This window comes from Kushneria marisflavi, assembly GCF_002157205.1.
GTDB classification, from domain to species: Bacteria; Pseudomonadota; Gammaproteobacteria; order Pseudomonadales; family Halomonadaceae; genus Kushneria; species Kushneria marisflavi.
Genome location: NZ_CP021358.1, coordinates 3,590,501 through 3,602,283, shown reverse-complemented (window position 1 = coordinate 3,602,283; position 11,783 = coordinate 3,590,501). Strand labels below are relative to the sequence as shown.

Genomic DNA, 11,783 nt, shown 5'->3' with positions numbered 1-11,783 from the left:
TTGTATTTGATAGCGTCCATGTTCTCTATATCATCTTCGACATCGCTTTCCATCAATCAAAAGCTGAACAAAAGCCAGCGCTCTCTCAATCAGGCCATCGAACGGTTATCCAGCGGCCAGCGTGTCAATTCCGTACGTGATGATGCCGCAGGGCTTGCGATTGGCAATCGGATGGAAGCTCAGGTCCGCGGTACAGAGCAGGCGCAGCGCAACACCAATGATGGCGCCTCCATGGCTCTGACGGCTGAAGGTGCGCTCTCTCAGGTTAACGATCGCTTGCAGCGTATTCGCGAACTCACCGTACAGGGACTTAATGGTGCGCTTACGCTGGTCGATCAGGACACCATCCAGCAGGAAATCAACCTTAATTTAAAAGAGATTGATCGGCTCAACACCCAGGCACAGTTTAACGGCATCAATCTACTCGACGGCTCGGCCGGTATGGTCAGCGTACAGGTAGGCGCCAATGACGGAGAAACCCTGGGGGTGGATCTCAACCGCCCCGGCTTCAGCGTTGATGAACTTGGTTTAACTGATTTCACCGTCGCCGGCATCAGCGGCGTGGTGACCGATATCAATATCGTCACGGGTCGCGCACAGGATATCGCCGTCAGTAGTGGTGATTTTATTTTGCCGGCCGGTTATAGCAATCCAACACTGATGCAGGCCGCTCCCGCATCAACCGGTTACCCCGCCAACTGGTATACACGTGCAGAAGATAGTGACGGCAATACCGTTTATTTCGCTTCCAGTGTTACGGCGTCACACGATACTGCGACCGACACCAGCCAGGTCCGTATTGATGTCGGTCAACAGCTCTATGCGCCAGTGACACGCTATCAGGACTATCAGATCGAAGACGTGGACAGCGTTCTTCGTGATCGTCAAGGCAATACATTTGGGGGTGAAAGCCAACTGGTCGCTACGGGCAGTAACTATTTCATTAAAAATGGCAGTGGCCCCGAGGCTGGCTATTATCCGGCCAGCGTAACCACCCGACCGGCCGCCATTGATGCACAGCTAAAAAGCAATGACGCCATATGGCCGCCCTCACCGACCACAACCATCAATGGTGTGGCGTTCAACAATGACGATGTCGATTATTTCGACAGTTCAGGGCAACCCGTCAACGGTGCGACCCTGAGCCGGGTAGGCGATGACTATTATCTAACAAGCACTACTGGCAAGTTCTACTCAGCGACTGTCGAGAGCACGTTTGATGGCTATATCGTCAGGGCCAGCTCGGATCAACCCGCTTCAGCGCCACCAACCCAGCCAGTCATCGAGATTGATAGCCAGCCGATCGATAATGCACAGCATCGCTATCTTGATGCCGATGGCAATACGACATCCTTCAAGAATGCCACGCTTACACAGTCCAGCAATGGTCAGTACTACCTTGAGCAGTCGGGACGCTATTATGTGGTTGAGCCCGCGAGTGTCACTGCCAGCCGGCCTCGGGTCATTGCCAATGCCACCACGGATACACCCATCGTTTCCCCGGAAAAAGCCATCACAACCGAGCGCACCACCGTAGATGGTACCTCTACCATTACGCTCGATCCTCTCAATGTAACAGCAAACTATACCGACCGGGATGGGCAGCGCGTTGAAGATGCCTTGCGCATCGATGATAACGGACAATATTTTCTACGCGCTTCCAATGGCGATGATGGAACGACCGGCTATCGATCAGCAACACTGGTGAATACTCAGGAGATGGGCACGCTGCTCAAGACACGTACCGGCAGTGGTGATCTGATCATCTATTACCGAATGAACATTCAAGCCAGCACGGATGTACCCAATACACACAGTACGGTCGAACTGACCGAAATCAATCCCGAAATTCGCCTCAGGACTCCGGATGACCCGCTTGCTGCACTGGACCGTGCCATTGCCCGCGTTGACGACAAGCGCAGTACGTTGGGTGCCACACAAAACCGCATGAATGCGATTATCGATCAGCAGGGAAATACCGTCAGCGCCTTGAGGGATGCTCGCTCACGCATCATGGACGCTGATTACGCAGTGGAAGTCTCCAACATGAGCCGAGCTCAGATCACCCAGCAGGCGGGCATGGCCGTACTGACACAAGCCAACCAGCAACTTGATAGCGTGCTTGCACTACTGCGTTAAGCACCATTGTTCAAGCCAGCCAACAGATCGCTCTTAATTCTCATCCATTATTGCTTTTTCATCCTTCGGGCCGGCGCCGTCTTAAATATCAAGCATGCCCCTCCAGTCCCTATCCCAATGAGCCGGCCTCTCATTGATAGTATTTGCATATCCCCACAATCGTTACATCGTGTTAAAGGCCGACCAGTGAAGCGCCGTTACTACCACAACTCCTCATGAAACTGAGGCATCTATTTGGTTGCAGCTATCCGGTATTCCAGCTGACAGGCTGACCAACATATTTAGGATTTTTCACCATGTACCCGGTTTCAGGACATTTAAAAACGCTGTTTATCCTTTTTGCAGTCGTTGTGTCCTGTGCGCTACCCCATGCCGCGTATGCAGCGGCATATGGTACAACGCCCTCCCAGAGTGGCTTGAAACAGGGTGACTGGCTGATACGTTTAAAGGCCACCGGCGTTATTCCGGTCAATGAAAGCAGCGAAACAACCCCGTTGGGCGGACGGCTAAAAACTCCCTCCCAGATTTTACCAACGCTGGATATCAGTTATTTCCTGACCGATCACTGGTCAATTGAAGCGGTGGCTGGCGTCATCTCAGCGGATTACCGCCTGGAAGACAGCCTGCTGGGCGATTTCAAGGTCAGCCATACCAGAAGCGGTACTGCTTCATTGGTCGCTCAGTATCACTTTCTCCCCGACGCCGCGCTAAATCCGTATCTCGGGGCAGGTGTTAACCATACCTGGCCCATTAGCGTCGAGTCCGCCCCAGGCGTGCCAGAGATAACTTCGGAGGCCATCACCAGCCCGCTTCTTGATGCAGGCCTGGATTACCGGCTTTCCGAACACTGGTATGCAAGCGCCAACGTTCGCTATGTGATAACGCCTGTTCAGCATTTCAGCGGCGATGGTTTTAACCGATGTGCTGGTACTGGGTGCAGGCATAGGTCTGCGTTTTTAAGCATTAAAAGACAGGGTCAGATAAGCGCCACAAGGTACGACAGACACCCCACAACGTCATCGGCACGATTAAAAATGCCGGTTTTTTATGGGAATACGCCAATTCCATGCTTGATCTCACAACATTAAGCTTTTCCAGTGTGGTCAGCCGGGCGGCCTATTGCGCGGTTTTTCTGGTACTGGCGCTGCGTCAGCGGGAAAAGTCCTATCTCTGGCATTGGCTCGGGGCAATTCTGGCCTCTCTTCTGGGCGCCATCATGCTGACCAGAGAGCCTACCAACCTGACGCTGCCAATGCTGGAAAGCATGCTGATCTTTACCCTCTACATGATCAGTCTTGTACTATCGTGGAGCGGACTACGGCGCTTCTACGGCCTCCATTTTCATACATATGCCATTGTGGCGACGATCATCCTGATCGTAACGCCTGCACTGGCGTGCCTGCTGGGGCCCTGGTTTAACGTTTCGAAGACCGCCATATCGAGCATTTACTTCCTTTGCGCAACCGCCGCTTCCATCATGGTGGTGGCCGAGATCCTGATTGCACGGCGGGAAGATCTCTGGTCACAGATCGTGGTCGCCGTTGCCTTCAGCATCTATGCCATGGGCTTTGCCTTCTCTGCCGGCATGCTGATATTGACAGATCTGCAGATATCGACAGAAACCGCTCGTGTAACGATCATTTTTGATCAGGTCAATAGCGTTCTGGTGTATGTCGGATATGTGGCGATGAGTGGGGAGCGTGCCAATCTACAGCTCAGACATCAGGCTGATACTGATGCGCTAACCGGACTTTTTAACCGGCGTGGCATTCAGCATGCATTGGCGAAGCTTGATTTAAAGCATCCAGAGAGCACGGTATGCGTGCTTCTGGGCGATCTCGACCACTTCAAAAAAATTAATGACACACTTGGCCATGAAGGCGGAGATGCCGTGTTAAAAATCTTTGCCAAGCGCTTGAAAAACCTGATGCGTCGCGATGATATCGCTGTACGCTGGGGGGGCGAAGAGTTTCTGATCGTACTGACTCATACCACCATTGATGAAGCAGGAGCTTTCGCAGAACGCCTGAGAAGGCATATTGAATCCGAGCCTTTTGTGATTGCTTCACAAGCCATCAACGTGACCATCAGTATCGGCGTGGCTGAAATTGAAAGGCCTCAGGAGACTTTTGACAAGGCTATCGGACGCGCTGACGACGCCCTCTATCAAGCCAAGCATAACGGACGTAATCGCGTCTGCCGCTAGCAAACAAACCTGCAAAACAAGGCTCATTGCAATGCAGGTTCATTCGAGACCCTACTCTCAGTATCGATTACCTTCCATGTCTTCATAGCCAAAGTCCCTTGTCATCGGACGATGGTCAAAGAGCTCACCCCAGGCACGATCATGTGCCGCTGACCGGAAGTTTTTCATGCCACCGGTAGGCGTAAAGGTAATCTCACCGAAATAGATCGCATCACGCATTAGATAGAAGTCAACGCGGGCAAACCCAAACCCTTCAGACAGCTTGAGCGCCAGTTTCATGGCCCGATCCAGCTGAGCCGGTTTCTCGATAGGACAGCCAGTATTGAACCGCTCGTTGACAACATCCACAAGATTCCAGTCCTGGTCATAATAATCGACGTGAAAATCGGTGAAGCGGTCATGTGTCACTTCAATAAAGACTTTCGGCGCCTGACCTTCGGCACGGAAACAGTAGAACTTGTAGTCCTTGGGAATCTTGCCATTCTCATCGAGCAGCATTTTTTCACACATTAGCCGAGGCGTAATACTTTGGTAATGCAGCTCTCGGCTGTCACGATAAAAGTTGCTGGCCAGCCAGTGATCGCTGAGCCGACGCATCAGCTCATAGCTGTAATCGGCCTTGTTGCGTACGACCAGATTATACCCCGAGCCATGATTGGCCTTGAGGACGAAACTGTTCGGCAGCCTGTCATAGTCGTGCCGTGTAAAGGGCTGAGAAATTGGATACAACGGCAACAGGGTTTCATTGCCAATCTTCTGACGTACGTAATCACGTACCAGCAGCTTGTCACTCAGCGGCGAAAAAATGGGCTCGGGATGCAGGCGGCGATAGCATATTTTTTCATTAAAGGTTTCAGGATTGACCAGGTTGGGCCTGAATCCAAAATGCTTCTGGTAGCGGTGAGCAATATAAAGGCGATCCGGTATCCAGCGAGAAATACTCCTTTTCACCGAGCGCAGCAGGCTCTGCCCCCTTCGAGGGAGGAGCTTTGCTGTATCAGCATCAAAGCCCTGCATTACTGCCTTGGCGTCCTGACTTGCGTTTGAGAACACGTGTAATTCCGCCATTGCCATCCCCTGCGAGGTCAATTGATATTTCAATAAGTAACTTTGACTACACAAAAGGTAAAACGAGTAACGAAAAGAAATTGTGCCGCAGCGCGCATTGTCCTTGGCTATAGCTGATGTCATCACAATTTAAAGGAACTCATGGCTGACAGGATGTCATGAGCCAGGCGGTAAGCGCGGGCCACCTTCAGACTGGCGTCAAAAATATGTATAAGCCCATGATATTTTAGTTAAAAAAGTTTTTATATCGGCAATTCAGCATCTTCATAGCGCTTTTTGAATCAACAACATGCCGATTTTTGGCCTCAGCTGATTCGATATTTCAGGGCTCAAGATTCGTCTTTTTTTGTGATTTATTGTATCAAGGATTTTTCATATAAAAGCGTTTCGGCACAGTTTTGCCGACACCTCCAAAAGATTTCAACGCAAACCCCGGAAAGGGATCATCACCATGAGCATCACGTCAGTCATCTCCGGCATGTCCAGCAGCCTGCTCTCCAGTAACTCATTTCCAGCCTCCTCTCCTGTCTTGCCGGTACCTTCAAGGCTCGGGCCATCTTGCAAAACGGATAATCTCGAAGCGCTGGAAGAAGCCATAACGCAGTTAAAGCAGGGTCTGGAACGAGTCGGTATCGACATTGATATTCATGATGACAGCGGTCGGATTGTAACGCGCGTGATCGACCGTGAAAGTGGCGACGTGATTCGTCAGATTCCAACGGAAGAGGTGCTTCATATGGCACGTATGGCGGCATATCAGCAGGGGCAGCTTCTCAAGACCACCGCCTGAGGTCATCCCGACCGAAAACAAGCGGGTCAGAAAGCCAACAGGCGACCTGCAAGGGCGCCTGTTGGCCTTTTAAATTGCGTCAGGCAGTCTTTGCCAACTTTTAAAGGTGTGTCACACCTGCATGCTCATGATCTCGCGGTAGGCGCTAAGTACACGGTTGCGAACCTGTATACCCATTTCCATTGAAACGCTGGCTTTTTGCATGTCGACCATAACGTCGTTGAGTGCCACGTTACTATCACCTCTCGAAAACGCGACAGCCTTGGCTTCGGCGGTCTGTTTCATGCCATCGATGCGATCAATCGCCCCCTTGAGCTCGCCTGCAAAACTGACACCGCCTGCCTGTTGCGCAGCAGCTTGATGACCGCCTGCCTGCTGCGCCACGCTTTGCATCTGCTGAACAAGGGCCTGAAGGCCCGCTGCTGCCACTGACATGTTGGTAACTCCGGAAGAGTAAAACGTAACTGAAAGTAAAGTTTGTCAAGGAATGTGGCGCAGCTTAAAGGTGAAATGCCTTTGTCGATTGTTCTAAATAGTGAAAAAAACCACGGCTATTCGGTCCTTCAATCTGGTTACTTACCGTAATAATGACGCCACTCCCGGTATAGGGCGCCACCGTTTCCGGTGCCCAGCGCATAAAGAGTCTGCCGATGCCCATCGAGCTGAACCCGCGTAACCCCAATAACACTGAGGCGATGTGATGAGTGCTCAAGCAACACAAGGCACCGATCAGAAGTTGTCCGGACTGATGGATCGCCTCAAGGCCAATCCGCGTCTGCCCCTCATTGTGGCCGGCGCTGCAGCCATTGCGATTCTGGTCGTGCTTTTTTTGTGGGCACGCTCTCCTGATTATCGTGTGCTGTTTTCAAATCTGAGCGATAGCGATGGTGGCGTCATCATCGCGCGCCTTGATCAGATGCAGGTCCCCTACCGCTTCTCGGAAGGGGGGCAGGCCATTCTGATTCCGGCCGAGCAGGTCGAGCAGACCCGTATGGCACTGGCCAGTGAAGGCCTGCCCAAGGGTGGCGGTGTCGGGTTTGAACTGATGGATGGCCAATCCTTTGGTATCAGCCAGTTTGCCGAGCACGTTAATTACCAGCGCGCATTGGAAGGTGAACTGGCACGCTCCATCGAATCCATCGACTCTGTGCAAACCGCACGTGTGCATCTGGCCATACCCCAGGAATCCGTTTTTGTACGGGATCGCCGTCAGCCGTCGGCCTCGGTCATTTTGACCCTTTATCGCAACCGCGCGGTGGGTGAAGGTCAGGTCAACGCCATCACACACCTGGTATCGGCGAGCGTCTCGAACCTGCCGGTCAATCAGGTCACCGTGGTGGATCAAAATGGAAACCTGTTGTCACAGCCGGCAGGCTCTGACACGCGCAACCTGAATGATGCGCAGCTCAAGTACACAGCCCAGGTAGAAGAGAGCTATCGCAAGCGCATCGAAGCCTTGCTTGCAACGATTGTGGGTCACAGCAACGTACGGGCTCAGGTCACCGCCAGCATAGATTTTTCGGTCGGGGAACATACGCAGGAAACCTATGACCCCAACCAGGACCCCAATCAGGCGAGTGTTCGCAGCATTCAATCGAGTAAAAGCGAGCAGATCGGTAGCAACAGCGTTGGCGGTGTGCCTGGTGCTCTGAGCAATCAGCCCGCCCCCAATGTGGCGTCGCCGGTTCAGAATGCCAACAACCAGAACAACGCTCAAAACAACCAGAATAACCAGAATAATGCACAAAATGGTCAAGCAGCAGGCACACAGGCGACAACCGAGGCTCAGCCTGTACAGCCGCGCTCATCGACAGACAGCAGCACGACCAACTATGAGGTCAATCGTGTCATTCGCCATGTGCAGGAGGACACCGGACAGGTACAGCGTCTTTCCGTAGCTGTTGTGGTGAATTACCGCGATCAAACAGGCGAAGACGGCCAGACCCAAATGGTCGCCCTTTCCGATGACGAGATGGCACAGATTCAGCGACTGGTCCGTGAAGGAATGGGCTATTCCGAGGCCCGCGGCGACTCACTTGAAGTGGTCAATGCCGCCTTTAGCCAGCAGGCTGAAGTTCAGGCGCCGGTGATTGCCTGGTATGAGAACCCGGACATTATCTCGCTGGCCAAAACGCTGGGTCGCTACCTGCTGATCGCCATTGTAGCCTTCATTCTCTGGCGCAAGCTTCTCAAGCCACTGGTTGAACGTCAGCGCACCCTGACGGCGCCAGCAGGAAGTTATGGTGAGGCAGGCAGCAGTGGCACCCTGCTCGCCACGGCCGGAGATGATGATGAAGACGAGTCAGAATCGTCCGATATCGCCGAGCAGATTGCGAAAAAGCAGAAACGACGTCAGCGCATCGAACATGAAACCCTGCTGAGCACGGTTCGCGACCAGGCTCAGAAAGATCCCAGAATGGTCGCAATGATTCTCAGAGGCTGGATCAATGGCAAAGACTGAAGGCAATGAAGAAGGCATCGAGCGCAGCGCCATCCTCATGATGGCACTGGACGACGATACGGCCGCTGAAGTCTTCAAGCACATGTCGCAGCGTGAGGTGCAGAAAGTGGGGCTGGCCATGGCCGGGCTCACTCAGCTCACCAACGAACGCCTGATGGAGGTGCTGCGACAGTTCGACACCGAGATCGAAGAGCTCGGTGGCCTGAACCTGCAGTCAAGCGACCATATTCGCTCGGTACTGGTCAAGGCGCTGGGTGAAGAGCGCGCGTCGAGCCTGCTGGAAGACATTTTCGAATCCGGCAATGACTCGGGTATTGATGCCCTGAACCTGATGGAAGCCAGCGTGGTCTCCGAGATGATCCGCGATGAACACCCGCAGATCATTGCGACCATCATGGTCCATCTGGAACGCCATCAGGCCTCTGAAGTACTGGCACGCTTCGATGAGGGACTGCGTAACGACGTGATTCTGCGTATTGCCACCTTCAGTGGTGTCCAGCCTGCGGCCCTGCAGGAGTTGACCGAAGTACTCAGCGGCCTGCTGGATGGCCAGAATCTCAAGCGCAGCAAGATGGGCGGCGTGAGAACCGCGGCAGAGATCCTCAACCTGATGAACAGCACTCAGGAAGAGAGTGTCATCGAAAGCGTGCGCCACCATGACGACTCTCTGGCGCAGCAGATTCTTGATGAGATGTTTGTCTTTGACAATCTGGCCGATGTTGATGATCGCAGCATCAAGCGCATTTTGCAGGACGTCGACAGCAACTCGCTGGTCATCGCCCTCAAGGGCGCCCCGGAAGAGGTTCGCGACCGCTTCCTTACCAATATGTCCTCCCGCGCGGCAGAGCTGCTGCGCGAAGACATGCAGATGCGCGGGCCGATTCGTCTGTCGCAGGTCGAAGCCGAGCAGAAAAATATTCTGCAGCTGGTGCGGCGTCTGGCCGATGCCGGCGAAGTAACCCTGGGAGGAGGCGACGACGCTTATGTCTAGGACAGACGATCACTCATCATGGCAGCGCTGGGAGATGGGTCGGCTGGAAAGGCGTGAGGCGCGACAGCCGGCACCTGAGGTCCTTGAAAAAAACAACATTCCACAGCGACGAAAGGAAGACGATATACGTCGCGAAGCTTTTGAAAAGGCACGCCAGGAAGGGTTCGAGCAGGGCCGTCAGGAAGGACACGAAGCCGGCTACGTCGCAGGTCTTGAGGCCGGACGGGAGCAGGCACAGCAGGATTATCTGCTTGAGCTTGAGTCACGCCTGCACGAAGCACTCGCCCCTGTGGGCGACATGGTGCACGCCTTTGAAACGGCTGCCGGCAGACTCAAGGACGATATCGCCTATAGTCTGGTCGAGCTGGCACTGGAGACCGGGCGCCAGCTGGCTGGTCGATCGCTTGAACTGGCGCCCGAGCATATCCTCGATGACATTGAAAAGCTGATGATGGAACACCCGACACTGGGCGGTTCCCCACGCATCTGTGTGCACCCCGACGATCTGGCCATGGTGCAAAAAGAGCTGAGCTCACTGCTTGGCGATGTTGGCTGGCAGCTTAAAAGCGATATCTCACTCTCACGCGGAGACTGCCGACTGGAAACCGATCAGCTCGAAATCGATGCTACCCGCGACGACCGATGGGAACGGCTGCGACACGCCGTGGGCCACGGCAAGCACTGATGAATTCCAGTACAGGAGTGAGCCTTCATGTCATCAAACAGTGACGCCATGCTTAGCCAGTGGAAGCGCACGCTGGAGACCGCCACTCGACGAGTCCAGAAACTGCCGGCCAATCGCGAGCGTGGCCGGCTGACCCGGGCGACCGGACTGGTACTGGAAGCGGTCGGTTTGCGCCTGCCGCTGGGATGCAGCTGCATGGTTGAGCTGGCCGACGGTCAGGGAGAAACCGAAGCGGAAGTTGTCGGCTTCAATGGCGACAAGCTTTTTTTGATGCCGCTGGTTGAAACCAGTGGGCTGGTCCCTGGCGCTCTGGTCTGGCCGGCTAATCCTCGACCGGGTGCCGGGCAATCCCAGAGCAAGCAGTTGCCGGTCGGGGATGCCCTGCTCGGCCGTGTCGTTGATGCTCGTGGTCGAGTACTGGATGGTCGCGGCCCACTGGTCGAGCCCGATAACGTCTCTCTTAATGCACCAACGCTAAACCCGCTTCAGCGAGCTCCCATCGAGGAAGTGCTCGATGTGGGCGTGCGGGCCATTAATGCCCTGCTCACGGTCGGCCGTGGTCAGCGTCTGGGACTTTTTGCCGGCTCTGGCGTGGGCAAGAGTGTGCTGCTGGGCATGATGGCTCGCTATACCCAGGCCGATGTTATCGTCGTGGGACTGATCGGTGAGCGTGGTCGCGAGGTCAAGGATTTCATCGAGAACATTCTGGGTGCCGAGGGTCAGCGCCGCGCCGTGGTAGTGGCCGCGCCGGCCGACATGTCGCCACTGCTGCGTCTGCAGGGCGCCGCCTATGCCACCCGCCTGGCCGAAGACTTCCGTGATCGGGGCAAGAATGTTCTCTTGATCATGGACTCCCTGACCCGCTATGCCATGGCCCAGCGTGAAATTGCACTCGCCATCGGTGAGCCCCCGGCCACCAAGGGCTACCCACCCTCGGTCTTTGCCAAGCTGCCCGCACTGGTCGAACGGGCCGGCAACGATGCCCCGGGCAAGGGGTCGATTACCGGCTTTTATACGGTACTGACCGAAGGGGATGATCAGCAGGATCCGATCGCTGACGCGGCACGCGCCATTCTTGACGGCCATATAGTGCTGTCCCGAAAGCTGGCCGAAGCCGGTCATTACCCGGCCATCGACATCGAAGCATCAATAAGCCGTGCAATGACAGCGCTTATTGATGAACCACATTTCGAGTGCATCAAATACTTTAAGCAGATGTTGTCACGCTATCAGCGCAACCGCGATTTGATCAGCGTGGGGGCCTACGCCGCAGGCAGTGATCGACTGCTGGATGAAGCCATCAGGCTATATCCAGCACTGGAGGCCTTCCTGCAGCAGCGCATGAGTGAGCGCGCCGATGTCGAGCACTCGGTAGAGGGGCTCAAGTCGCTTTTGACCTCATAGCGCACGGGATACCGACCAACAGACAGCCAACGGGCTGAC

Annotated in this window: 10 protein-coding genes; 8 read left to right on the top strand and 2 right to left on the bottom strand. The window is 54.5% G+C overall.

From position 1 onward, the window contains the following. The first annotated feature begins 18 nt into the window (after positions 1 to 18). From B9H00_RS16445 to B9H00_RS16435, 3 genes are all read left to right on the top strand, one after another. Positions 19 to 2,139 carry a flagellin N-terminal helical domain-containing protein gene (locus tag B9H00_RS16445; RefSeq protein ID WP_086901570.1) on the top strand — a complete coding sequence of 707 codons (2,121 nt, stop codon included), beginning with the start codon at positions 19 to 21 and terminating at the stop codon, positions 2,137 to 2,139. 296 nt (positions 2,140 to 2,435) lie between these two features. Next, positions 2,436 to 3,227, top strand: coding sequence for an OmpW/AlkL family protein (locus tag B9H00_RS16440; RefSeq protein WP_086901569.1), 792 nt, complete (start codon positions 2,436 to 2,438; stop codon positions 3,225 to 3,227). A 176-nt stretch (positions 3,228 to 3,403) separates the two neighbouring features. Continuing rightward, a complete protein-coding gene (locus B9H00_RS16435) occupies positions 3,404 to 4,345 on the top strand; it encodes a GGDEF domain-containing protein (RefSeq protein ID WP_157663241.1) in 942 nt (313 codons plus the stop codon). Between the two features lie 57 nt (positions 4,346 to 4,402). Here B9H00_RS16435 and B9H00_RS16430 read toward each other — a convergent pair whose 3' ends face one another. Beyond that, positions 4,403 to 5,536, bottom strand: a complete 1,134-nt coding sequence (locus B9H00_RS16430; protein ID WP_086901567.1) for an ATP-grasp fold amidoligase family protein — start codon at positions 5,534 to 5,536, stop codon at positions 4,403 to 4,405. Positions 5,537 to 5,864: 328 nt separating this feature from the next. On the opposite strand from B9H00_RS16430, the gene B9H00_RS16425 reads away from it, so the two are divergent. Then, entirely contained in the window at positions 5,865 to 6,203 is a 339-nt protein-coding gene (locus B9H00_RS16425; RefSeq protein WP_086901566.1) for a flagellar protein FlaG, read from the top strand. A 111-nt stretch (positions 6,204 to 6,314) separates the two neighbouring features. On the opposite strand, the gene fliE is transcribed toward B9H00_RS16425, so the two are convergent. Next, positions 6,315 to 6,638, bottom strand: a complete 324-nt coding sequence (fliE, locus tag B9H00_RS16420; protein WP_322788255.1) for a flagellar hook-basal body complex protein FliE — start codon at positions 6,636 to 6,638, stop codon at positions 6,315 to 6,317. A 265-nt stretch (positions 6,639 to 6,903) separates the two neighbouring features. On the opposite strand from fliE, the gene fliF reads away from it, so the two are divergent. From fliF to fliI, 4 genes are read left to right on the top strand one after another with little or no spacing between them, the layout of a single operon-like run. Further along, on the top strand, positions 6,904 to 8,664 hold the full coding sequence (fliF, locus tag B9H00_RS16415; protein ID WP_086901565.1) for a flagellar basal-body MS-ring/collar protein FliF: 1,761 nt from the start codon (positions 6,904 to 6,906) through the stop codon (positions 8,662 to 8,664). Then, on the top strand, positions 8,651 to 9,655 hold the full coding sequence (gene fliG / locus B9H00_RS16410) for a flagellar motor switch protein FliG (RefSeq protein WP_086901564.1): 1,005 nt from the start codon (positions 8,651 to 8,653) through the stop codon (positions 9,653 to 9,655). The genes fliF and fliG overlap by 14 nt, the downstream gene beginning before the upstream one ends. Next, on the top strand, positions 9,648 to 10,340 hold the full coding sequence (locus B9H00_RS16405; protein WP_086901563.1) for a flagellar assembly protein FliH: 693 nt from the start codon (positions 9,648 to 9,650) through the stop codon (positions 10,338 to 10,340). The genes fliG and B9H00_RS16405 overlap by 8 nt, the downstream gene beginning before the upstream one ends. Before the next feature lie 27 nt (positions 10,341 to 10,367). Beyond that, entirely contained in the window at positions 10,368 to 11,744 is a 1,377-nt protein-coding gene (gene fliI / locus B9H00_RS16400) for a flagellar protein export ATPase FliI (RefSeq protein WP_086901562.1), read from the top strand. Positions 11,745 to 11,783 lie beyond the last annotated feature (39 nt).

Bases quoted from the DNA above. Each gene is read 5' to 3' on its own strand.
- B9H00_RS16425 (WP_086901566.1), top strand. From the start codon at position 5,865: ATGAGCATCACGTCAGTCATCTCCGGCATGTCCAGCAGCCTGCTCTCC.
- B9H00_RS16430 (WP_086901567.1), bottom strand. From the start codon at position 5,536: ATGACATCAGCTATAGCCAAGGACAATGCGCGCTGCGGCACAATTTCT.
- B9H00_RS16405 (WP_086901563.1), top strand. From the start codon at position 9,648: ATGTCTAGGACAGACGATCACTCATCATGGCAGCGCTGGGAGATGGGT.
- B9H00_RS16435 (WP_157663241.1), top strand. From the start codon at position 3,404: ATGCTGATCTTTACCCTCTACATGATCAGTCTTGTACTATCGTGGAGC.
- fliG (WP_086901564.1), top strand. From the start codon at position 8,651: ATGGCAAAGACTGAAGGCAATGAAGAAGGCATCGAGCGCAGCGCCATC.
- B9H00_RS16445 (WP_086901570.1), top strand. From the start codon at position 19: ATGTTCTCTATATCATCTTCGACATCGCTTTCCATCAATCAAAAGCTG.
- fliI (WP_086901562.1), top strand. From the start codon at position 10,368: ATGTCATCAAACAGTGACGCCATGCTTAGCCAGTGGAAGCGCACGCTG.
- B9H00_RS16440 (WP_086901569.1), top strand. From the start codon at position 2,436: ATGTACCCGGTTTCAGGACATTTAAAAACGCTGTTTATCCTTTTTGCA.
- fliE (WP_322788255.1), bottom strand. From the start codon at position 6,638: ATGTCAGTGGCAGCAGCGGGCCTTCAGGCCCTTGTTCAGCAGATGCAA.
- fliF (WP_086901565.1), top strand. From the start codon at position 6,904: ATGAGTGCTCAAGCAACACAAGGCACCGATCAGAAGTTGTCCGGACTG.